This is a genomic window from Micromonospora sp. NBS 11-29, from assembly GCF_002140155.1.
Taxonomy (GTDB): Bacteria; Actinomycetota; Actinomycetes; order Mycobacteriales; family Micromonosporaceae; genus Micromonospora.
In genome coordinates this window covers 659,335-681,946 of record NZ_NAPR01000013.1, presented here as the reverse complement: position 1 = coordinate 681,946, position 22,612 = coordinate 659,335, and the positions used below count along the sequence as shown (strand labels likewise).

Annotated in this window: 20 protein-coding genes; 8 read left to right on the top strand and 12 right to left on the bottom strand. The window is 72.5% G+C overall.

Translation table 11 applies throughout. The annotated features are described in order from the left end of the window. Positions 1 to 38 precede the first annotated feature (38 nt). From B1205_RS19640 to B1205_RS19610, 7 genes are all read left to right on the top strand, one after another. A complete protein-coding gene (locus tag B1205_RS19640) occupies positions 39 to 1,658 on the top strand; it encodes a metallophosphoesterase (protein ID WP_089156910.1) in 1,620 nt (539 codons plus the stop codon). A 214-nt stretch (positions 1,659 to 1,872) separates the two neighbouring features. Continuing rightward, positions 1,873 to 3,099 carry a glycosyltransferase gene (locus B1205_RS19635; protein WP_089156909.1) on the top strand — a complete coding sequence of 409 codons (1,227 nt, stop codon included), beginning with the start codon at positions 1,873 to 1,875 and terminating at the stop codon, positions 3,097 to 3,099. Further along, positions 3,051 to 4,298, top strand: a complete 1,248-nt coding sequence (locus tag B1205_RS19630) for an aromatic ring-hydroxylating oxygenase subunit alpha (protein ID WP_089156908.1) — start codon at positions 3,051 to 3,053, stop codon at positions 4,296 to 4,298. Before B1205_RS19635 ends, B1205_RS19630 begins: the two co-directional genes overlap by 49 nt. Then, complete coding sequence (locus tag B1205_RS19625) at positions 4,295 to 4,807, top strand: aromatic-ring-hydroxylating dioxygenase subunit beta (RefSeq protein ID WP_176308642.1); 513 nt, start codon at positions 4,295 to 4,297, stop codon at positions 4,805 to 4,807. The genes B1205_RS19630 and B1205_RS19625 overlap by 4 nt, the downstream gene beginning before the upstream one ends. Before the next feature lie 7 nt (positions 4,808 to 4,814). Further along, positions 4,815 to 6,029 (top strand): MFS transporter, encoded by a 1,215-nt coding sequence (locus B1205_RS19620; protein WP_089156906.1) that lies wholly within the window; start codon positions 4,815 to 4,817, stop codon positions 6,027 to 6,029. Further along, entirely contained in the window at positions 6,026 to 6,418 is a 393-nt protein-coding gene (locus tag B1205_RS19615; RefSeq protein WP_052503712.1) for a carboxymuconolactone decarboxylase family protein, read from the top strand. Before B1205_RS19620 ends, B1205_RS19615 begins: the two co-directional genes overlap by 4 nt. Then, entirely contained in the window at positions 6,408 to 6,944 is a 537-nt protein-coding gene (locus B1205_RS19610; protein ID WP_089156905.1) for a hypothetical protein, read from the top strand. The genes B1205_RS19615 and B1205_RS19610 overlap by 11 nt, the downstream gene beginning before the upstream one ends. Here B1205_RS19610 and B1205_RS19605 read toward each other — a convergent pair. The 8 genes from B1205_RS19605 to ligA all read right to left on the bottom strand — a co-directional run bounded on the left by B1205_RS19605 (position 6,887) and on the right by ligA (position 18,172). Beyond that, positions 6,887 to 7,543, bottom strand: coding sequence for a flavodoxin family protein (locus B1205_RS19605; RefSeq protein ID WP_176308682.1), 657 nt, complete (start codon positions 7,541 to 7,543; stop codon positions 6,887 to 6,889). The two genes, B1205_RS19610 and B1205_RS19605, sit on opposite strands and share 58 nt — an antisense overlap. 106 nt (positions 7,544 to 7,649) lie before the next feature. Beyond that, positions 7,650 to 9,146, bottom strand: coding sequence for an Asp-tRNA(Asn)/Glu-tRNA(Gln) amidotransferase subunit GatB (gatB, locus tag B1205_RS19600; RefSeq protein WP_089156903.1), 1,497 nt, complete (start codon positions 9,144 to 9,146; stop codon positions 7,650 to 7,652). Positions 9,147 to 9,277: 131 nt separating this feature from the next. Then, positions 9,278 to 9,907 (bottom strand): DUF4276 family protein, encoded by a 630-nt coding sequence (locus B1205_RS19595; RefSeq protein ID WP_089156902.1) that lies wholly within the window; start codon positions 9,905 to 9,907, stop codon positions 9,278 to 9,280. After that, positions 9,907 to 11,298: an AAA family ATPase gene (locus tag B1205_RS19590; protein ID WP_089156901.1), complete on the bottom strand. Its 1,392-nt coding sequence runs from the start codon at positions 11,296 to 11,298 to the stop codon at positions 9,907 to 9,909. The genes B1205_RS19595 and B1205_RS19590 overlap by 1 nt, the downstream gene beginning before the upstream one ends. 10 nt (positions 11,299 to 11,308) lie before the next feature. Beyond that, positions 11,309 to 12,784, bottom strand: a complete 1,476-nt coding sequence (gene gatA / locus B1205_RS19585) for an Asp-tRNA(Asn)/Glu-tRNA(Gln) amidotransferase subunit GatA (RefSeq protein ID WP_089156900.1) — start codon at positions 12,782 to 12,784, stop codon at positions 11,309 to 11,311. Further along, on the bottom strand, positions 12,781 to 13,086 hold the full coding sequence (gatC, locus tag B1205_RS19580) for an Asp-tRNA(Asn)/Glu-tRNA(Gln) amidotransferase subunit GatC (RefSeq protein ID WP_089156899.1): 306 nt from the start codon (positions 13,084 to 13,086) through the stop codon (positions 12,781 to 12,783). The genes gatA and gatC overlap by 4 nt, the downstream gene beginning before the upstream one ends. A gap of 56 nt (positions 13,087 to 13,142) precedes the next feature. Beyond that, positions 13,143 to 15,866: a bifunctional diguanylate cyclase/phosphodiesterase gene (locus B1205_RS19575; protein WP_089156898.1), complete on the bottom strand. Its 2,724-nt coding sequence runs from the start codon at positions 15,864 to 15,866 to the stop codon at positions 13,143 to 13,145. A 152-nt stretch (positions 15,867 to 16,018) separates the two neighbouring features. Then, entirely contained in the window at positions 16,019 to 18,172 is a 2,154-nt protein-coding gene (gene ligA, locus B1205_RS19570) for an NAD-dependent DNA ligase LigA (RefSeq protein WP_441338517.1), read from the bottom strand. Positions 18,173 to 18,351: 179 nt separating this feature from the next. Between ligA and B1205_RS19565 the strand changes: the two genes are divergently transcribed. Then, positions 18,352 to 18,957, top strand: coding sequence for a type II toxin-antitoxin system PemK/MazF family toxin (locus B1205_RS19565; RefSeq protein ID WP_089156896.1), 606 nt, complete (start codon positions 18,352 to 18,354; stop codon positions 18,955 to 18,957). Here B1205_RS19565 and B1205_RS19560 read toward each other — a convergent pair. From B1205_RS19560 to mnmA, 4 genes are all read right to left on the bottom strand, one after another. After that, positions 18,947 to 19,984, bottom strand: a complete 1,038-nt coding sequence (locus tag B1205_RS19560) for an ADP-ribosylglycohydrolase family protein (protein ID WP_089156895.1) — start codon at positions 19,982 to 19,984, stop codon at positions 18,947 to 18,949. The genes B1205_RS19565 and B1205_RS19560 overlap by 11 nt on opposite strands. Positions 19,985 to 20,010: 26 nt before the next feature. After that, positions 20,011 to 20,379, bottom strand: coding sequence for a VOC family protein (locus tag B1205_RS19555; RefSeq protein WP_176308681.1), 369 nt, complete (start codon positions 20,377 to 20,379; stop codon positions 20,011 to 20,013). A gap of 37 nt (positions 20,380 to 20,416) precedes the next feature. Continuing rightward, positions 20,417 to 21,421, bottom strand: coding sequence for a methionine synthase (locus tag B1205_RS19550; protein WP_089156893.1), 1,005 nt, complete (start codon positions 21,419 to 21,421; stop codon positions 20,417 to 20,419). A gap of 84 nt (positions 21,422 to 21,505) precedes the next feature. Continuing rightward, entirely contained in the window at positions 21,506 to 22,579 is a 1,074-nt protein-coding gene (gene mnmA / locus B1205_RS19545; RefSeq protein WP_089156892.1) for a tRNA 2-thiouridine(34) synthase MnmA, read from the bottom strand. Between the last annotated feature and the right edge of the window lie 33 nt (positions 22,580 to 22,612).

The following is a 22,612-nucleotide window of genomic DNA, read 5'->3' as shown; positions in this document are numbered from 1 at the left end:
TTGCCAAGATCACGAAGCGGGCAGGTCAGAATCTCAGCATGGACGGCCAGGAAAACGAAGAGCAGCGCGCCGGGGACGGGACCGCCCCGGTCCCGGGGCGTGCCCGCCGCTTCCCGGCGTGGCGGCCCGGCCACCACCTGCGCCGGCTGGGCGTGGTGCTGGCCCTGCTCGCGGTCACGCTGGGCGGCATCGTGGTCGGCACGTACGCCGGCGGCCACGTCGGCACCGACATCGGCCCGTTCCGGGCGGAGCTGCGCCTCAGCCCGTCGCTGAGCGGTGGCACCACCGTCGACATCCCGCCGCTGGGCGCGCTGCTGCTGAACAGCCACGACGGCCCGGCGTACCTGACCGTCGAGGTGGGCTCGCTGGACCAGGGCCGCACCGAAGCGTTGATCGACGACCCGGCGAGCATCAGCCGGGCCAGCCAGTCGGCCGTGGCGGACGTCCGCGACGGGGTGGTGCGGCTCGGGCTGCGCACGCTCGCCTCGGTGGTGCTGGCCACGCTGCTCCTGGCCGGGCTGGTCTTCCGCGACGTGCGGCGCACCGCCTGGGCCGGCGGGCTGTCGCTGGTCGTCACCGCCGGCAGCCTCGGCCTGGCCGCCGCCACCGTGCGGCCGCAGGCGATCGAGGAGCCACGGTACGAGGGCCTGCTGGTCAACGCGCCCGCGATCGTGGGTGACGCGCGGCGGATCGCCAACGACTACACGAAGTACGCCGAGCAGTTGCAGCGGCTGGTCGGCAACGTCAGCAAGCTGTACACCACGGTCTCCGCGCTGCCGGTGGTGCAGCCGTCCCCCGGCACCACCCGCGTGCTGCACGTCTCCGACATGCACCTCAACCCGACCGGCTGGCAGCTCATCCGGACGGTGGTCGAGCAGTTCGGCATCGACGTGGTGATCGACACCGGCGACATGACCGACTGGGGCAGTGAGCCGGAGGCGTCCTACGTCGGCTCGATCGGCCTGCTGAAGAAGCCGTACGTGTACATCCGGGGCAACCACGATTCGCCGCGCACCGCCGCCGTGGTGGCCCAGCAGCCGAACGCCGTGGTGTTGAACAACTCCACCACGACCGTGGCCGGGTTGACCATCGCCGGCATCGGGGATCCCCGGTTCACCCCCGACAAGGAGACCTCACCGGCCGGCAGCGGCCTCACCTCGGCCGTCGCCGACCAGGTGATCGGCGCCGGCGAGCAGCTCGCCGCCACGGTCGAGAAGTCACCGCAGAAGGTGAACATCGCGCTGGTGCACGATCCGGCCTCGGCCGGGCCGCTCTCCGGTACCTGCCCGTTGGTGCTCTCCGGGCACACCCACGCCCGGCAGGTGTCGAAGCTGCCGGAGGTGCCGGGGCGGCAGCCGACCACGTTGATGGTGGAGGGCTCGACCGGCGGGGCCGGGCTGCGCGGCCTGGAGGGTGAGAAGCCCACGCCACTGGCCATGACCGTGCTCTACTTCGACCAGCAGAAGCTGCTCCAGGCGTACGACGAGATCACCGTCGGCGGGACCGGGCAGTCGCAGGTGAACCTGGAGCGACACGTCATCCGGGACCCGACCCAGGGCGACCAGGTGCCGGTCACCCCCACCCCGACGCGTGGCCCGTCGGAGTCGCCCTCGCCGTCGGCGGGCGCCACCTCCCCGAGCCCGACCACCACCGGCTGACCGGCCCGCCCCCGGGACCCACCGCGGCGTCCGCGACACGCAGAGGCATTGACATCGATCGTGCCTCCCGGCACGCTTTGTGAAACCTTCTTCGGCAGCCGAAGAACCGGTTTTTTTTGAGTTGTGCAATCGATTCCCAAAAACGCGTAGTGCCTCGAATTGGTACATCGACGGTCCCATTGGTCTTCCGCACTCTTTCCGGATCGGAGATCCGATGCGCGTTGCCCTGCTCACCACGACTCAGCATGGTCACCTGAACCCGTACGTCCCGGTGGTCAACGCGCTCCAGTCCGCCGGCGGTGAGGTGGCGCTGTTGCTGTTGTCCGCCGACGGCGGCGCGCTCGACGAGCAGCGTCGCCGGGCCCTGGGCAAGGCGCAGGTCCACGGGATCGGGCAGGTCGAGATGGCGCCGTGGAGCGGCGACCCGGCGAAGATCGGCCCGATGCTCCGGTCGTCGCCGGTGGCGGAGCAGACGACCGCGGCGATCCGCGCGACGGAGCCGGACTTCGTGCTCGTCGACTCGCTGCCGGTCACGGCTGCGGCCATGGTCGGCGCACACGCTTCCGGCGTGCCGTACGGAATGATCTGGGCCAACCTGGGCGGAGTCTGCCCGGCCGAGCACCGACGGGGTCGCTGGGCGTACGACGAGCAGGTCGGCGAGTATCTGACCGGGCACGGGGTGCGGTGGTCGACCCGGACCCACTCCGCGCGGTCGCCGATCCTCAACCTGATGCCGACGATCCCCGCGCTCGTCGGGGCGGACGCGGTCACCGACGACGGTGTGCAACTGGTCGGGTTACCAGGTGCGGCGGGCGCCCGCGGCGACGAGGTCGCCTTCGCGGGCCTGGACCGGCTCGACCCCGACCGCCCGGTGGTGTTCGTCTCCTTCGGCACCATCTTCTACCGGCGGCCGGACCTGCTGCGCACGGTGATCCTCGGGGCGGCGGCGACCGGCGCGCAGGTGATCGCCGCGGTGGGGGACCTCGCCGCGGAGCTGGCGCTGCCCGACGACGTGCTCACCGCCGGCTACCTGCCGCAACGTGAGGTGCTCGAACGCGCCGACGTGTTCGTCACCCACGGCGGCTACAACTCGGTGGCGGAGTCGATCCGGGCGGCGACACCGATGCTGGTGATCCCGCTGGCGGTGGACCAGCCCATCCAGGCGTACTTCGTGGGTCGTGCGGGCTTCGGCACGTCGTTGGAGCCGGCCGGTGTCACCGGGGAGGCGGTCACCGCCGCCGTCGCCGACCTGCTCGATCCCGCCCGGGACTACCGGGCCCGGCTGCGCGCCGCGCAGCCGGAGTGCGGCGACTCCGCCGCACGCACGGCCGAGCTGGTGGTCAGCACGGTCGAGACGCTGCCGCGACAGGGGGCACGNGCCTCTCCTTCCGGGTGGACCGCCGCGCCTACACCGACGAGGACGTGGCCGCTCAGGAGCTGACCAACATCTTCGATCGTTGCTGGCTGTACGTCGGGCACGAGTCGGAGGTGCCCGGGCCGGGCGCGTACGTGGCCCGTGACGTCGGCGGGCGTCCGGTGGTCATGGCGCGCGGGTCCGACGGGGCGATCCGGGTCTTCGCGAACAGTTGCACCCACCGCGGGGCTCTGATCTGCTCGCAGCCGGCCGGGCAGGTCACCTCGTTCCGGTGCCCGTACCACGACTGGACGTTCTCCAACCGGGGCGACCTGGTCGGGGTCCCGATCCCGGACGGGTACGGGCCGGGCTTCCGCAAGGCGGACTTCGGCCTCGCGCGGCACCGCAGCGACAGTTACCGCGGATTCGTGTTCGTCACCTTCGATCCGCAGCAGCCCCGCACCCTGACCGAATACCTGGCGGGCGCGACGGAATACCTCGACCTGATCGACGACCAGTCCGAGGTCGGGATGGAGGTGATCCGAGGCGCGCAACTGCACGGGGCCCGGGCCAACTGGAAGCTGATGATGGAGAACAGCGTCGACATCTACCACTTCCGGGCCCTGCACAAGCGCTACGTCAGCTACATGCAGTCGCTGGGATCGGTGCCGCCACGACGACGGGGCGGCTTCGGCCGCGCCCTCGGGCTGGGACACGGGGCCAACGAGCTGCCCCCGGCGGCGGCCCGTCCGCTCGCCCACTGGACACCGATGTTCGGCACCGAGGTCCGACCCCGGATCGAGGCGACGGCCGCACGGTTCGTCGACCGGTTCGGCGCCGAACGCGCCCAACGGATCACCGGCACCAACCGTGCGCTGCTGGTCTTTCCCAACCTGATGATCATCGACGCGATCGCCATCACGATCCGCAAGATCGATCCCGTCGGCGTCGACCGGATGGCCATCACCTCGGTCGCCCTGGCTCCCAAGGACGAGGACCCGGACATCCGGGAGCTGCGCAAGAGCCACTACCTGACGTTCCTCGGCCCCGCCGGCTTCGCCACCCCCGACGACATCGAGATCGTCGAGTCGTGCCAGCGGGGCTACCTCAACCGCACGGTCCGCTACTCGGACCTGTCCCGGGGCATGAACAAGGCGGTCCCGGAGACGACCGACGAGCTTCCCGCCCGCGAGTTCTGGCGGCAGTGGGACAGGCTGATGCACGGCGACGACGGTCACCACGAGGTCGCCCGCCGGGCCGGAACGCAGGAGGCGGGACCACGATGACCATCGAGCTGACCGTCGACGAGACGGCCCGGGTGCGGTTGTGGCACCGGGTCAGCCAGTTCCTGTTCCGCGAGGCGCGCCTGCTCGACGAGTGGCGCCTGCGCGAGTGGTACGACGAGATGCTGACCGACGACATCCGCTACTCGGTGCCGGCGACCGACGTCCGTGACGGGGCGGCCGACGCACTCGGGCTCGTCGACGACGATGCCGCCCGGCTGCGCCAACGCATCGAACAGCTCCTCAACGACGAGGTGTGGTGCGAGAACCCCCGGTCCCGCACCAACCGGATGATCGGCAACGTGGAGATCCTGACCGATCGGGGCATCCACCTCGACGTGGCGGCGAACGTGGTCGTGCACCGGTTCGGGCACGGGCGCTCCGACGCCTACGTCGGCAGGTACCGGTGCGAACTGGTCGTCGAGGGCGAGTCGTTCCGGGTCCGGCGGCGGGTCGTGGTGCTCGACCACGAGACGTTGTACGAACACGGCAAGCTCAGCATCATCCTGTGACCGGGCAGTGACGGCGGCCGGCACCGGCAACGCCCCACCCGTTGCCGCCACCCAACCGGGTCTCCCGCGCGAGGTCTACGTCCTCAGTGCCGTCGGTGGCTGCGTCATGCTCGGCCTGGGACTGGTGCTCCCGGTACTCCCGGTGTACGCGGCGACGTTCGGGGCCGGGCCCACCCGGATCGGCGTGCTCGTCGCCCTGTTCGCGTTGCTGCGACTGGCCGCCAGCCCGTTCTGCGGCCGGCTCGCCGCCCGGTACGGGGAGCGTCGGGTCCTGGTCGCCGGCCTGCTGCTGTGCGCGGCCTCGTCGGCCCTCACGGCCTTCGCCTCGTCCTACGGGCAGCTGCTCGTGTTCCGGGGCCTCGGCGGCGTCGGTTCGGTGCTGTTCTCGGTGTCCGCCCTGGCGATGCTCCTGGCGATCGCGCCGGCCGACCAGCGGGGCCGGGCCAGCGCGGTGTTCGAGGCGGGCTTCCTGCTCGGCGGGGTCTGCGGACCGGCGCTGGGCGGGCTCCTCACCCTCGTCGACCTGTCCACGCCGTTCCTGGCGTACGCCGTGCTGTTGCTGGCCGCCGCGGCGCTGACCCTGGCGGTGCTCCGCACCGGCCGCACCGCCGGCGCGGAGCCCGGCCGGGACGTGGTCGGGCTGCCGGTCCTGCTGCGGGACCGCCGCTACGTGGTGGCGTGCGTCGCGGCGTTGGCGCAGGGCTGGGTCCTGTTCGGGTTGCGCAGCGCGCTGGTCCCCACGGTGGTGGTGGCCTGGCGGCACGACGTGACCTGGGTCGGTTGGGCGTTCACCATCTCCGCCGTCGTCCAGACGCTGCTGATCGTGCCGGCCGGTCGGCTCGTCGACCGGGCCGGCCGCCGGACCGCCATGGTCACCGGCACCGGGGTGGCGGCGGTGGCGATCGCCGCCCTGGTGCTCACGGACAGCTACGCCTGGCTGGTCGCGCTGCTCTGCGTGTACGCGGCCGGTTCCGCGCTGCTCAACGCCGCGCCGGCCGCGCTGATCGGTGACGTCGTCGCGGGCCGCGGCGGCAGCGGCGTCGCCGTCTTCTCGATGTGCACCGATGTCGGCGCCGTGGTCGGACCGGTCGTGGTCGGGCTCGTCGCCGAGCGGGTGGGGGTGCCGGCCGCCTTCGGCACCGGCGCCGCGTTGCTGGTCGCCGCCTTCGTGGCGTCGTGGACGTTGCCAACTGTTCGGCCGATGCGAGGAGTTGATCGATGAGCCAGCCGGATGTCCGACACGAGCAGGGCGTGGCCATGTTCCAGCAGGTCTTCGGCCGCGAACCGCGTCCGGGTTCCTACCCGGAGTTCCTGCGGATCACCGTCGACCACCTGTTCGGCGAGATCTGGACCCGCCCCCACCTCAGCGTCGAGGAGCGTGAACTGGTCGCGCTGACCGCCGTCGCGCTGGCCCGGACCGACTGGGAGCTGCGCGGCCACATCGGCGCCGCCCTGCACCTCGGGATGTCGCGCGAGAAGATCGTCGAGGTCATCATCCAGCTCGCCTACTACGGCGGCTGGCCGGTGGCCAACAACGGGCTGCGCGTGGCCCAGGAGGTCTTCGCCGAGCTGGACGCCGCCGCGGGGAAGGACGCGGACCGTGACCGGTGAACCGCCCGCGCTCGACCCGGCCGACAAGGTCGACCTATGGCGTCAGCGGTTCTTCGAGGCCCAGGCGGCCGCGGAGGAGTTCGTGCTCGGCGAGCACGGCGAAGCCGGTCTGACCGCGTGGATCCAGGCGAACTCCCGGATCACCGCGGAGCTGCTGCGGGCGCAACGGCCCGCCGGGGTGTCCGCCACCGACCACTTCATGACCCGGCTACGCAACCAACTGTTGCTGTACGACTCGGCGGTGACCAGTGAGCCCGAGCCCACGGGCACCGTCCTGCGCAACGCCGACTGCGGGATCCTCCGGTACCGCAGGCGGGCCGCCCGCGCGGGCGTCGTGCTGACGTTCTCATCGCCGTGCGCGTACTGCCAGGAACTCAACATCGCCATCGCCGCCCGCTACGTGGAGCAGGACGTCACGGTGTCGTGCGAACAGGCGGGCGACGGGTGCACCTGGCGCGCGGAGTCCCCTCACCCCCGGGGAGGCGACGCCGCCGGGTCGCCGCAGCGGGGACGGGCCGGCGATTGAACCACCGACAGGACCGTGCGGTCGGGGGCCGGTGACCGGCTGTCGTCGAGCGTCATGCCGAGTTGCCGGCCCACCGCCACGCACAGGTCGATCGCCGCGGTGCGGGTCAGATCCTGGTGCTCGTTCTGGGTGACGCACGCCGACGCCACGTTCCTGTTCCGTAACCGCAGGTACCACGGGAACAACGCGCCCAGCGCGGGCTCGGTCAGCATCGTCCGCGAATGGACGATCGTGCCCACCAGCAGGTTGCCGAACGGGCGTCGCGGCGCGTTCATGTAGCTCTTCAGACGCTCCTGGAAGATCTTCAGCACGGCGGGCACGTTCCCCGCGTACACCGGCATGGCGAGCAGCATGGCCTGCGCGCCCTCGGCCAACTCCACGACGTGCGCGAAGTCGTCGTCGAGCGTGCACCGGCCCACGTCGGGATCGAGGCAGGTGTCCTCGCCCTCGCACATCGCGATGCGGTGGTCGATCAGCCGGATCCGCTGGATCTCGGCGTCGCCGACCTCCCGGAGGACGCCGGTGACCGCCGCGTCGAGCAGCGCGTCGGTCACCGACGGCAGACGCTTCTGCGTACAGGACAATGCGACGATCTTCATCCGGAGGGCCTCCCCTGTCCGCTCGGCGCCACCCGGCGCGGGCCGGGGTAAGGCGGGGCCCCCGCTTAACGCATTCTGCATAGGCGGGGGCCCCTATTAACACACGTCAGGCAGCGCCGAGGCGCTCCAGGATCAGCTCGCGGACGGTCTTGGCGTCGGCCTGGCCTCGGGTGGTCTTCATGACCGCGCCGACCAACGCGCCGGCCGCGGCGACCTTGCCGCTGCGGATCTTGTCGGCGATCTCAGGGTTGGCGGCGATCGCCTCGTCCACGGCGGCGGTCAGCGCACCGGTGTCCGAGACGACCTCCAGGTTGCGGTTGGTCATGATCTCGGTCGGCGAGCCCTCGCCGGCCACCACGCCCTCCAGCACGGTGCGGGCCAGCTTGTCGTTCAGCGAGCCTGCGTCGACCAGACCCTGGAGCTCGGCCACCTGCGCCGGGGTGGCGCCCACGTCGGCCAGCTCCACGCCGGTCTCGTTGGCCCGACGGGACAGCTCGCCCAGCCACCACTTGCGGGCCGCGGCCGGGGTGGCGCCAGCGGCCACGGTCGCCTCGATCAACTCGACCGCGCCGGCGTTGACCACCGACTGCATGTCCAGGTCGGACAGGCCCCAGTCCTGCTGGATGCGCTTGCGCCGCAGCCGCGGCAGCTCCGGCAGGGCGGCCTTCAGCTCGGCGACCCAGGCGGTGTCCGGCGCGAGCGGCACCAGGTCCGGCTCCGGGAAGTACCGGTAGTCGGTCGCGGTCTCCTTCGACCGGCCGGAGGTGGTGTCACCGGTGTCCTCGTGGAAGTGCCGCGTCTCCTGGGTGATCCGGCCGCCGGCCGTCAGCACGGACGCCTGCCGCAGCATCTCGGAGCGGACCGCCCGCTCGACCGAACGCAACGAGTTGACGTTCTTGGTCTCGGTACGCGTGCCCCACTCCTCGCCCGGCAGGTTCAGCGAGGTGTTGACGTCGCAGCGCAGCGAGCCCTCCTCCATCCGCACGTCCGAGACGCCCAGCGAGCGGATCACGTCGCGCAGCTCGGCGACGTACGCGCGGGCGACCTCCGGCGCGAGCGCACCGGTGCCCGGGATCGGCTTGGTGACGATCTCGACGAGCGGGATGCCGGCCCGGTTGTAGTCGACCAGCGACTCGGTCGCGCCGTGGATGCGGCCGGTGGCACCGCCGACGTGCAGCGTCTTGCCGGTGTCCTCCTCCAGGTGCACCCGTTCGATGCCGATGCGCACCAGCTCGCCGTTGACCTCGACGTCCAGGTAGCCGTCGAAGCAGAGCGGCTCGTCGTACTGGCTGATCTGGAAGTTCTTCGGCATGTCCGGGTAGAAGTAGTTCTTCCGGGCGAACCGGCACCACTCGGCGATGGAGCAGTTCAACGCCAGCCCGATCCGGATCGTCGCCTCGATGGCGGCCTTGTTGGCCACCGGCAGCGAACCGGGCAGCCCCAGGCAGACCGGGCAGACCCGGGTGTTCGGCTCGCCGCCGAAGTCGGTCGGGCAGCCGCACCACATCTTGGTGTTCGTGCCCAGCTCGACGTGGGTCTCCAGGCCGATCACCGGTTCGAAGCGCGCGACGACCTTGTCGTACGCGGGCAGTGTCGTCGTCATCTGAGCTCCAGGCGCGATCCGGACAGAACCGTTCCAGCCTAATCGGGCCCCCGGGCCGCCCCGTCCCCGGGTTTCGAGATCGTCGCGCGGGGACGCCGCGCCGGCAAGGGAGAGGACCTCGGGGGTACGCCTCAAATATGCCGGTAACCCAGCCGGGTCAACGCGTTACAAGTCTCGGACCACCACTGACGATAGGCCGGAACGTCTTCAAGCTTAGCCAGCGATACCAGCTCGCCCAGCTGACCGAAGTGATCGGTGGTTGAGCGACTGACCCGGGCCATGATGTCGTTGAGCGCCTTCTTAGGGTCAGCGATGCGTTCCACGCGACGCGGCTGGACGGGCAATCCCATCTCCGCGTCCGTCCACCGAACTCCGAGCGCACTTCGTAACGCGTCGCCGTCGGCCAACAACCATGCCTCGGTCTCCCGGACCGGCACCACGGCAACCAGTTGCTCCGCTCGATCTCCCCATAGGCTCCGTAGCGGTTGCAGCCACTCGACATCGACCCGCTCGGCACTGGCACCTTGATCGTGGTGGAAGAAGACGAGCGAGAAGCTGGCTGGATTCTGTTCGACGAGGCTGATCACGTCGGCCACCGAACACGGCCCTTTGCGCTCCCGCAAGGGCTGGACGTCAGCGACCTCGACCGCGTCCTCGAACTCCGACTGGCAGATTTCGGTCAGCGCCCGGACCAGCAACCGCGGCAGAAATTGATCATCTGTGACACCCTCGGATACCAGCGCGGAAGTGAGATAGCGCATCAGGTGTCCAACTCCGCCATCACCTCGAACTCGGCGATCTCCCGTGGGCTCACCACGCTGCCGACGGCCAGCGCATCGTCGATCGTGAGCTGCTGTGCGCCGGCAATAGAACGCCAGCGGCTGACCCGGCTACGCGCCTTGCCGCGCTGGACCCGGCTCACCACGTCCATGAACACCGCGTCCGACCGTAGATGAGTCTGCGCAGGTTCCAGCGCCCGTAGGATCGCTGGCGAATGGCTGCTCAGCACCAACTGAGTCAACGCAGCGCCATCCTTCCCCGATGCCAACGCTCGTTCGACCAGGCTTCTGAGATATCTGACGAACTGAGCGAGGCGCTGCGGAAAGATGCCGTTCTCCGGCTCCTCGAAGCAGATGAGTCCCGCACCTCGCGGATCGTAGAGCGCCGCCAACAGCGCGATCGCCCGTAGCGTGCCGTCCGAGGCCACTCTCGCCGAGAATGGGGCCTCCTCCCGGGTGACCACCTCCACCTGGCGTTGCCGACGTGCGTCGTCCTCGGCCAACCGCACCCGGACAACTCCGGGGATGACGGCTGCCAGATCGGCCGAGAGATCGTTCAAAGCTCCCTCGGGTCGATCCGCGCTACCCGTTTCGTCCGCCAGCCGACGGAGGGTGTTGGCAAGATGTCCCCCGTTGGCCGACAGGCTGTCAGGGTCGTCGTACGAGTCAGCGGCCCGTAGCGCGCTCGGGTCGAGGTGTAGCAGGCGCCACGACTGCATCTCTCGCTTGAGCGCGTAGAGCAGCGGAAAGTCGGTTGCGGTCGTCAGGCTGGACAGCACCGTAGCCGTGGCCGCCGTGGCTGGCAGCCTCCGCTTCCGTCCCTGGTTGCCCTGCTGCCTGATGCTGAAGACCGGTCGCCCTTGGTCATCGCGCTCGGTCTCCAACGGATCGGCAGCACCCGATCGATAAGCGGCCAACCGCTTCCGTTGCTCCGCGCTGAACCGTTCCATCCAGGTGTCGTCCGCGCGTCTGATCCGTCGCACGGCCTCACGGATGACGTATGGGCGCTGTATCCCGCTACCCATCGACCGGAGTTCGATGGTCAACTCGTAGCGGAGTCGCGAATGATTGATCTCAGCGGTGTCACCGAAAGCATCGGTGACCGAGCGGCCCAGAAGCACCTCGATCGCGAACGACATGACACCGAGCGACGTCGCGTCGGTGTGCTTGTGGAAAAGGTCCGCGACGTCGCCCCGCATGTGCTGAGCGGCTTCCAGGACCGGATCACCAGCAAGCCTGCCGAGGAACTGAATGGCATCGAAGAGATTCGACTTGCCCGCTGCGTTCCGTCCGATGATCACGAGAAAGGGCGGGATGTCCAGCGAGAAGTCGCGAAACGACTTGAAACCGTCGATCTCTATTCGCGTGAGCATCCCGCCCGCCTCACAGGGCCGGTGGGGTGAACGTGCCGACGCTCGACTCCAGCGCGGCGGCCACCCGGTACATCCGGTCGTCGGCCATGGTCGGGGCCATGATCTGGAAGCCGACCGGGAGCCCGTCGGACAGCCCGCACGGCACCGAGATGGCCGGACCGCCGTACAGGTTGGTCGGAATGGTGAACAGGTCGGCCAGGTACATCTGGTACGGGTCCGACGTGCGCGCCCCGATCGGGAACGCCACGAACGGGGTCGTCGGCGAGACCAGCGCGTCGACCTGCTCGAACGCCGCGGTGAAGTCGCGGGTGATCAGGGTACGGACCTTCTGCGCCTGCCCGTAGTAGGCGTCGTAGTAGCCCGAGGAGAGGGCGTACGTGCCGATCATGATGCGCCGCTTCACCTCGGGGCCGAAACCGGCCTCGCGGGTCAGCGACATGACCTCCTCCAGCGACCGGTTGCCGTCGTCGCCGACCCGCAGGCCGAACCGGACGCCGTCGAACCGGGCCAGGTTGGAGGAGCACTCGCTCGGCGCGATCAGGTAGTACGCCGGCAGCGCGTACGTGAAGTGCGGGCAGGAGATCTCGACGATCTCGGCGCCCAACTTGGCCAGCGCCTCGACCGACTCGCGGAACGCGGCCATCACGCCCGGCTCGGCGCCCTCGCCGGTGAACTCGGTGACCACGCCGAGCTTCACGCCGGTCAGGTCGCCGCTCGCGCCGCGCCGCGCCGCGCCCACCACGTCCGGCACCGGGGCCGGGATCGAGGTGGAGTCGCGCGGGTCGTGACCGCCGATGACCTGGTGCAGCAGCGCGGCGTCGAGCACGGTACGCGCACACGGGCCCGGGGTGTCCAGCGACGAGGAGAACGCCACCAGGCCGTACCGGGAGGTGCCGCCGTAGGTGGGCTTGGCGCCGACGGTGCCGGTGACCGCGCCGGGCTGGCGGATCGAACCGCCGGTGTCCGACCCGATCGCCAGCGGCGCCTCGTACGCCGCGAGGGCTGCGGCGCTGCCGCCGCCCGAGCCGCCGGGGATGCGCCCGGTGTCCCACGGGTTGCGGGTCGGCCCGTACGCGGAGTATTCGGTGGAGGAGCCCATGGCGAACTCGTCCATGTTGGTCTTGCCGAGCATCACCGTGCCGGCGGCGCGCAGCCGCTCGACGATGGTCGAGTCGTACGGCGGACGCCAGCCCTCCAGGATCTTCGAACCGACCGTGGTGGGGACACCCTTGGTGGTGAGCACGTCCTTCACCGCGACCGGCACGCCCGCCAGCGGGCCCAACTCCTCGCCGGCGGCCCGGCGCTCGTCCACACCGCGGGCGGCGGCCAGCGCGCCCTCGGTGTCGACGTGCAGGAAGGCGTGGACCTGCTCGTCGACGGCGGTGATCCGGTCCAGGTGGGCCTGCGTGACCTCCACGGCGGAGGTCTCGCCCGTCGCCACCAGGCCGGCGATCTCGACGGCGGTGAGCCGGGTCAGGTCAGTCATGAAGCCACATCCTCGTCCAGGATCCGCGGTACGCGGAACCGCTGCTCCTCGGCGTCGGGCGCACCCGACAGCGCCTCCTGCGGGGTCAGGCCCGGCGTCACCACGTCTTCCCGGAGCACGTTGGTCAGCGGCACCGAGTGGGAGGTCGGCGGGATGTCCGCCGCGGCGACCTCACCGATCTGCGCGACCGACTGGAGGATCACGTCGAGCTGGCCGGCGAAGGTGTCCAACTCCTCCTCGGTGACGGCGAGCCGCGACAGTCGCGCCAGGTGCGCGACCTCCTCGCGGGAGATGGCGGCCATCGGTGCCCCCTTCGTGGCGGTCCTGTGGTGACCGGAGGGAGTCTATTGTCCCGCCGTCACGACGACGCCCGCGACTCCCCCTCCCCGGCCGGCCCGCCCCGACCACCACCCTCCGCCGGACGCACCGGCCGGTAGCGCGACAGCCAGGCCACCAGATCCTCCGCCGGCATCGGCCGGGCGTGGAACCAGCCCTGCGCGACGTCGCAGCCGGCGGCGTGCAGCAGCCGCCAGGTGCGCTCGTCCTCCACGCCCTCGGCCACCACCCGCAGCCCGAGTGCGCCGGCCAGCTCGATCATCGAGCGGACGATCGCCGCGTCGTCCGGGTCGTCGGCCATCCCCAGCACGAACGACCGGTCCACCTTCACCTCGGACAGCGGCAGCCGGCGCAGGTGCTGCAACGACGAGTAACCGGTGCCGAAGTCGTCGAGCGCGATACCGACCCCGATCCGGTGGAGCTTGGTGATGCTGGCCAGCACCCGCCGGGGATCGGCCATCAACGCCCCCTCGGTGATCTCCACCTGGAGCCGCTCCGGCGGGACGCCGTACCGGGTCAGCCGGTCGGCGATCTGATCGGCGATCTCACCGGTGTGCAGGTCACGCACGCTGACGTTGAGCGCGGCCCGCAACGTGAGGCCGGTCGCGGACCACTTGGCCGCCTGCTCGACCACGTCGTCCACCACCCGGCGGGTGAGCAGCCGCATGACCGCGCTCTGCTCGGCGACCTGGATCAGCTCGCCCGGGTCGACCATCCCCCGCCGCGGATGCCGCCAGCGCAGCAGCGCCTCTACGCCCACCACCTCACCGGTCGCGATGGCGATCTGCGGCTGGTAGTACATGGTGATCTCGCCCGGGTCGCCGACCGCGCCCGCCACCTCCGCCATCGCCGGCCGGTCGCCGGCCGCGACGCCGACCTCCGGCCCGGATGCGCCGACGACGGACAGGTCGGTCCCCGACGCGACGTCCGCGCCGGGCGCGGTCGTCACGGCGTCGCCGCCGGGCGCGGTCGTCACCACCGGCGCAACGGGTACGCCTGCCCCGGCGTCGACCGCCGGTACGGCCACCGTCGGCGTGACCGGGCCGACGGACGCGACCGGGCCGACGGTCGTGTCGGCGTGGGCGGCCCGGCGGCGGATCGGGTCGGCGCCGGTCAGAATCCGTTCGATCAGGTCGTCGGCGGGCCGCGCGCTGACGCGTTCCCGGCGCCGCAGCCGCCACCGGGCCGGGCCGTGACCGGGCCGCCCCCCGCCCACGCGCTCGTCACGGACCGACCCGGCCTCGCCGCGGACGGACCCGGCGCCGTCGTGAACCGGCCCGGCACCGTCGTGGGCCGGCCCGGCGTCATCGTGGGCCGGCCCGGCATCGTCACGGACCGGTCCGGCGTCATCGTGGGCCGGTCGGGCGGCCGGCAGGGCCGCTGCCAGCGCGGCACCGTCACCGCCGCGTACGCCCGCCAGCTCGCCGGCCGGCGTCGGCGGCCCGGACTCCAGCACCCGGCGCAGGTCGGCCAGGAGGCTCAGCCGCTCGGCGGAGTTGTGGTCGGACTCCGGCGCGTAGACCGCCACGGTGTCGTTGCGGTGCTTGGCGTCGTACATGGCGACGTCGGCGTGCCGCATCAGGGTGGCGAAGTCCTCGCCGTGCTCGGGGAAGAGCGCGATGCCGATCGAGCCGCCCACGTCCAGCGGCAGGCCGTCCAGCGGCACCGGTTCGGCGAGCGCGGCGACCACCCGGTCGGCCCGCTCGCGGGCCTCGTCGAGGCCGGCCAGCCGCGGTACGACGATGGCGAACTCGTCACCGCCGAGCCGCGCCACCAGGTCCTCCTCGCCCACCACGCCGATCAGCCGGGCGCTCACCTCGACCAGGAGACGGTCACCCACCGCGTGCCCAAGGGCGTCGTTGACGTGCTTGAACCGGTCGAGGTCGAGCAGCAGCAGGGCGAGGTGGGCGTCGGTGCCGCCCCGGGCGGCGCGCTCGGCGTGCAGGTGCACCTGCTCGGCCACCTCGGTGAGCAGCGCCTTGCGATTGGGCAGGCCGGTGAGCGGGTCGACGTCGGCGAGCTGTTCCCGCTCGTCGGAGAGCCGGGCCATCCGGTACACCGCGAAGAGCGGCACCAGCACCAGCGGGATCAGTGCCGCGCTGGCCCGGGCCGCGGCGACCAGCACCGGCGCGAGCAGCAGCAGTGAGCCGGTGGCGAGCAGCTCGTAGGCCAGCCCGAGCCGGACGCTGGGCCACCACCGGTCGCCGAAACGCAGGCGGATGGCGGTGTTGACCAGGCCGTAGTTGACCAGGAACCAGACCACGGTGGCGCCACCCACCGCCGCCACGTCGGTCCCGCGCAGCCGGCCGTCGCCGAACAGCTCACCCGGACCGAACCAGGTGACCGCGTACGCGGCGGCGAGCGCGCAGGCGTACTGGGCGGCGTTGAAGCCGGTGCGCCAGGCCGCGTAGCCGAGCCGCCAGCCGGAGACGGCCACCGCCACCGCCTGCACGGCCACGGCCGGGCCGAGCCCCCAGCCGAGCAGGATGGCGAAGGTGAAGCAGGTGGACGGGAAGACCGCCGAGGTCTGCCGCCGGCCGGGCGGGACGAACGGACGGGCGTCACAGGCGACGGCGAGCGCCGCCATGGTCCAGAACGCGACCGGCAGCTCGGTCAGTCGGCCCGGGAGCGCGACCAACGGCCCGACCGAGACGAGCAGGGCGAGGACGCCGACCACGGCGACGAAACCGAAGAACGGCCCCGTCCGCCCGGGCGGGACGGAGTTGCGCGGGTCGCCGGTCGCCATCGCACCTCCCCGGAGGGGTCCTGGCGTGCGCCGTCACACGCCGTACGCCAATGAAACGCCCTCCGGGCCGGTTTCCCCGACACGACAGACACGAATCGGTCGTGGTCGTGACTAAGTTGGTATAAGCCGGGGTGGCCCACGCCGACCGGCGGTCAGCCCTCCACCCGGGCCGCCGCCCGGGCCGCCTCCGGGCCGGAGTCCAGCAGCACGCGGAACCCGTCCTCGTCGAGGATCGGCACTTTCAGGGTGGCCGCCTTGTCGGCCTTGGTGCCCGGGTTGTCGCCGACCACCACGAAGCCGGTCTTCTTGGAGACCGAACCGGTCACCTTGCCGCCCCGGCTCTGGATCGCCTCGGCGGCCTGGTCGCGGCTGAACCCGGCCAGCGTGCCGGTGACCACGACGGTGACCCCGTCGAGCGGGCGCGGGCCCTCGTCGCCGGCCTCCTCCACCATGCGTACGCCCGCCTCGGCCCACTTGCGCACCACGTCGCGGTGCCAGTCGACGGCGAACCACTCCTTGATGCTCGCGGCGATCGTCGGGCCGACCCCGTCCGCCGAGGAGAGCTCCTCCTCGGTGGCCTCCTCGATCGCGGTCATCGAGCGGAAGTGCCGGGCCAGCGCCTGGGCCGCGGTCGGACCGACGTGCCGGACGGAGAGCGCCACCAGCACCCGCCACAGGTCGCGTTCCCGAGCCACGGCGAGGTTGTCGAGCAGCTTGGTGGCGTTGCTGCCGAGTGTGCCGTCCTTGTTGACGAAGAACGGCGACCGGCTCAACTGCTCGGCGTCGAGGCCGAACAGGTCACCCTCGTCGGCGATGATGCCGGCGTCGAGCAGCGCGGCGGCGCCCTTGTAACCGAGCACCTCGATGTCGAAGGCGCCGCGGCCCGCCAGGTGGAAGACCCGTTCCCGGAGCTGCGCCGGGCAGCTGCGGGAGTTGGGGCAGCGGATGTCGACGTCGCTCTCCTTGGCCGGCGCGAGCGGCGTGCCGCAGGCCGGACAGACGGTCGGCATGACGAACGGGCGGGCGTCGGCCGGGCGCAGCTCGACCACCGGGCCGAGAACCTCGGGGATGACGTCGCCGGCCTTGCGCAGCACCACCGTGTCACCGATGAGCACGCCCTTGCGTTCGACCTCACGGGCGTTGTGCAGGGTGGCCAGCGCGACGGTGGAACCGGCGACCCGGACCGGCTCCAGAACGGCGAACGGCGTGACCCGGCCGGTGCGCCCGACGTTGACGTCGATGTCGAGCAGCTTGGTGTTGACCTCCTCCGGCGGGTACTTGAAGGCGATCGCCCAACGCGGCGCGCGGCTGGTCGAGCCGAGACGCCCCTGGATGGAGACCGGGTCGACCTTGACCACCACGCCGTCGATCTCGTGCTCGACGTCGTGCCGGTGCTCGGCGTAGAAGGCGATGTATTCCGCCACCCCGGTCAGGTCGTCGACCACCTTCCAGCGGTCACTCGTCGGCAGCCCCCACGCCTTGAGCGCGGCGTAGGCCGTGGACTGCGCGGAGGGGCGGTAGCCCTGACGGGCGCCGATGCCGTGCACGACCAGGCGCAGCGGCCGGGACGCGGTGACCCGTGGGTCCTTCTGCCGGAGGCTGCCGGCGGCGGCGTTGCGCGGGTTGGCGAACGGGGCCTTGCCCTGCTCGACCAGGCTCGCGTTGAGGTCGGCGAACGCGGCCACCGGGAAGTAGATCTCGCCGCGGACCTCCAGCAGCTCCGGCACGTCGGGGTAGTCGTCGGCCGGGGTCAGCCGGGCCGGCACGCCCTGGATGCTGCGGACGTTGGCGGTGACGTCCTCGCCGGTGCGCCCGTCGCCGCGGGTGGCCGCCCGCACCAGCCGACCCTTCTCGTAGGTCAGGTTGATGGCCAGCCCGTCGACCTTGAGCTCGCAGAGGTAGGGCACCGGGCCGCCCGCGTCCCGCTCGACCCGCTCGGCCCAGGCGGCCAACTCCTCGTCGGCGAAGGCGTTGTCGAGCGACAGCATCCGCTCGGCGTGGGTGACCGGGGTGAAGTCGGTGGAGAACGTGCCGCCGACGCGCTGCGTGGGCGAGTCGGGCGTGCGCAGCGCCGGGTATTCCGCCTCCAGCGCCTCCAGCTCCCGCAGTTGCCGGTCGAACTCGGCGTCGGTGATGGTCGGCGCGTCCAGCACGTAGTAGCGGTATTGATGCTCCGTGAGCTCCTGACTCAGCGTGGCGTGCCGTTCCCGGGCCTCCGGGGTGGGCTCGGCACCCGCCGCCGCCTCCTGGGCGGCGTCGACCGTGGTGGGAACCGCTTCTTCGGACACGCCGCCGCCTTCGGACACCGCTGCCGACCTCCCGTGCTCGCGCTACCCCGAAACCGTAGCGGTCGGGGGTGACACTCGTCCGGCCACCCACGTTGACCAGGCGCGGCGCCCGTCGCGGCGGTCGGCGGCCGGGCCCCGTCCGTGCGACGATCGCCACGGCGGCGTCGGGCCCGCCCGGGGGACGAGAGGCGGTACGGATGCGCGACGGGCTGATCTGGGCGATGGTCGTCGTGGCCTGCGTCGCGGCCGGCTGGCTGTGGGGCGAGTGGCGCCACCGCCGGACCGACCGGACTGACGGCACCGGGGCGCGGGCCGGCGACCGGCGGCGACCGGGCACCGGACGCGGCGGTGACCGGCCCGGCNGACCCGGCGACCGGACCGATGGCGGCAGCCGGACCGGAATCGGCAGCCGAGCCGATGGCGGCGGACGGGCCGGGGGCACGGCCCCGCCGAAACCGCGCCGCGGCGCGCGGCCGGCCGGGGGGCGGCCCCGACCCGGGGACATCTGGTGGGCCGACGTGCCCTATGCCGACGGGACCGGCTCGAAGGTGCGCCCCTGCCTGGTGCTGCGGGTCGACGGGCGGGCCGCCGAGGTGCTGAAGATCACCAGCCAGGACCGGTCGGACCGGGACGACCATCTGCCGATCCCCACCCGGAGCTGGGACCCGAGCGCCGACCACGACAGCTTCCTGGACGTCAGCGAACCGATCCCGGTGCCGCTGACCGCGTTCGGCGACCGCGCCGGCGGCTGCGACCCCGACGTGTGGCGCGGCGTCCGGCGCCTACCCCACCTCACCGCCTGACGGCCGGTCCCGACGCGTCGAATCCGGCGGCGAGAGCGGTGAGCTGGTCGGCGTATTCGATCCGGTCGGCCCAGTCGGCTGGCCAGGCCGCCATCCCGTACGCCGCCCCGACGAACGCGCCGGCCAACGCGGCGATCGAGTCCGAGTCGCCGGCGGTGGTGGCGCCCCGGGCCAGCGCGCCGACCGGGTCGTCCGGGTGCCGCAACGCGCAGAGCAGCGCGGTGGCGAGTGCCTCCTCGGCGATCCAGCCCTCCCCGGTGAGCCGGCACGGGTCGCCGCCGTCGTCGGGCTGGGCCAGCGCCACCTCCAGCAGGCCGAGCGCCCGGAGGCAGTCGTCCCAGCCCTCGGCGGCGAACTCGGCCGGGGTGGTCGCGCCCGAGCGCCGCCACAGGTCGCCGAGCCAGTCGCCCCGGTAGACCGCGCGCTGCCCGCGGGCCCGCTCGGTGAGCAGGCCGGGCAGTTCCGGCAGCGACGCGCCGTCGCGCAGCAGCCGGACCGCGTACGCGGTCAGCTCGCTGGCCGCCAGACCGGTCGGGTGGCCGTGGGTGAGGCCGGCCTGGAGCTGGGCCAGGCCGGCCAGCGTGTCGAGGTCGACGTCGAGCAACCCGACCGGGGTGACCCGCATGTTCGCCCCGCAGCCCTTCGAGCCGGCGACCGTGGCCTCCTGCCACCGGGTGCCCCGGCTCAGCTCGGCGCAGGCCCGCAGGCAGGTCATGCCCGGCGCGCGATTGTTCTCCGGGCTGGCCGCCCAGTCGAGGAAGCGCCGCCGCAGCAACGGTTCCACCGCCTCCGCCGTGAACGCGGGCGCGTCGTGCAGCGCCCACGCCACGGCCAACGCCATCTGGGTGTCGTCGGTGACCAGGGCCGGCTCGCCGGTCAACTCGCGGGGACCGGTCGGGCCGTAGCGCCGGACGATCTCGGCGACGGTGAGGAACTCGGTCGGCTTGCCCAGGGCGTCGCCGTAGGCGAGGCCGAAGAGCGAACCGGCGGCGTGGTGGTCGGTGGAGACGGTCACGGTGGCGATCATGCCTCCGCGACGCAAGCGTGGCGCGGTCAGTCCCAGCAGAGGCAGAACGGGTGGCCGGCCGGGTCGGCGTAGACCCGGAAGCCCTCCCCCTCGCCGGGCAGCCGCCGGGCGCCGAGCGCGAGCGCCGCCTTCTCGGCCGCCTCGATGTCGTCCACCGTCACGTCGAGGTGGAACTGCTGCGGCCGCTCCGGGTCGGGCCAGTCGGGGGCGCGCAGGTCGGGCGCCTTCTGGAAGGCCAGCCGAGGCTGGTGCCCCGGCGGGCCGCCGAGCACCACCCAGTCGTCGCCGTCGGAGTTCTCCTCGACCAGCGGGAGGCCGAGCAATTCGGCGTAGAAGGTGGCCAGTGCGCGCGGGTCGGGGCAATCGATCACCGTGGAACGCAGTCGTCCGATCATGCCGGCCATCGTGCCCCCGGGGTACGACAGGAAAACGTCACTCCTCGGCGAGCCGCCGCCCGGCGTCGCGGCAGGCGGCCAGCACCGCCCGCGCGTACGCCGGGGTGGCGCCGGCCAGCCCACAGGTGGGGGTGACCACGACCTGCTCGGCCAGCCGGCGGCGCGGGAAGCCGAGCTGGTCCCAGGCGCGACGGACCCGGTCGGCGACCTCGGCCGACGTCGGCGCGCGGCCGGTCGACGGCGGCAGCGTCGGCGCGGCGCCGGCCAGCAGCCCGAGCCCGGCGTCGATCGCCTCACCGAGCGGATCCAGGTCGGTGACGAGCGACAGGTCGAGGGCGACGCCGACCGCGCCGGCGGTACGGATCAGCTCCAGCGGCACGTCCGGCGCGCAGCAGTGGACCACCACCGGCGTACCGGCCGCCTCGACCACCCCGCGCAGCAGCGCCCGGGCCACCTCCGCCTCGACCGGCCGGTGGGTGCCGAAGCCGCTCTCCGTGGGCACCCGGCCGGCCAGCACCGCCGGCAGGGAGGGCTCGTCGAGCTGGAGCAGCACCGAGGCGCGGGGCAGCCGCCGGGTCACCGCCGCGACATGCCCGCGCAGCCCTTCGCCGAGCGATCCGGCGAGGTCCCGCACCGCGCCCGGGTCGCGTAGCACCCGGCCGCCGAGCGGCAGCTCCAGCGCGGCGGCCAGGGTGAACGGGCCGGCGACCTGGATCTTGACCGGACCGGCGTACTCCTCGGCCTGCTCGGCGAGCTGGTCGAGGTCGCGTTCCATCAGGTCACGGGCGCGGCGCAGGTCCCGCCCGGGGCGCGGAGCGATCCGCCAGCGGGCCGCGTACAGCTCGACCGGAAGCTCGACGAACAGACCGGCCGTGCGACCGACCATGTCCGCGCCCGGTCCGCGGGCGGGCAGCTCCGGCAGGTGCGGCAGCGCGGGCAGCTCGCCGAGCACGATCCGCTGCGCCTCGGCGATGTCGGTGCCGGGCAGCGACCCGATCCCGGTCGCCGCACCGGTGGGCCAGGGCCACTGCTGCTCAGTCACCGCCGAAGCCTATCCACCGTGTCGCGGCACGGGCGGCACGGGCAGCCCCGACCGGCGCGGGCGGTGCGTCCGGGCCGAGGTCGGTCAGACGGCGATGGTGGCGGAGCCGAGGACGACGTCGCCGGCCGGGTCCGGTCGGTAGGCCACGATCGCCTGGCCCGCGGCCACCCCACGGACCGGGCGGCGCAGCGACGCGTGCAGCCCGTCGGCGTCCACCGTGACGGTGGCGGGGACCACGTCGCCGTGCGCGCGTAGCTGCACCTCGCACTCGATCGGCCCGTCCGGGCGCGGCCCGCCGGTCCAGACCGGACGGGTGGCCCGCACCGAGGAGACCTCCAGCGCCTCGGCCGGGCCGACCGTCACGGTGTTGGTGGTCGGGGTGATGGAGAGCACGTAGCGGGGCCGGCCGTCCGCCGCCGGGCGGTCCAGGTGCAGGCCGCGCCGCTGACCGACGGTGTACTGGTAGGCGCCGCTGTGGCTGCCCACGACCGCGCCGGTGAGCGCGTCGACCACCTCGCCGGGGGCCTCGCCGAGCCGCTGGGCCAGGAAACCGCGGGTGTCGCCGTCGGCGATGAAGCAGATGTCGTGCGAGTCCGGCTTGTCGGCGACGGCGAGGCCGCGCCGGGCGGCCTCGGCGCGCACCTCGGCCTTGGTCGAGTCGCCGAGCGGGAAGATCGACCGGTCGAGCTGCGCGCGGGTCAGCACCGCGAGGACGTACGACTGGTCCTTGGCCGCGTCGACGCTGCGCCGCAGCAGGCCGTCCGGGCCGAGCCGGGCATGGTGGCCGGTCACCACCGCGTCGAAGCCCAGGGCCACGGCCCGGTCCAGCACCGCGGCGAACTTGATCTTCTCATTGCAGCGCAGGCACGGATTCGGGGTACGGCCGGCCGCGTACTCGGCGACGAAGTCGTCGACCACGTCGTCGTGGAACCGGTCGGCCATGTCCCACACGTAGAACGGGATGCCGAGCACGTCGGCGGCCCGCCGGGCGTCCCGGGAGTCCTCCAGCGTGCAGCAGCCCCGCGCGCCGGTGCGGTAGGTCTGCGGGTTGCGGGCCAGCGCCAGGTGCACCCCGGTCACCTCGTGCCCGGCCGCCACCGCCCGCGCCGCCGCCACGGCGGAGTCCACCCCGCCCGACATCGCCGCCAGAACCCTCACCGGCCCACTCCCCTCGTCCTCACCGAGGGTATC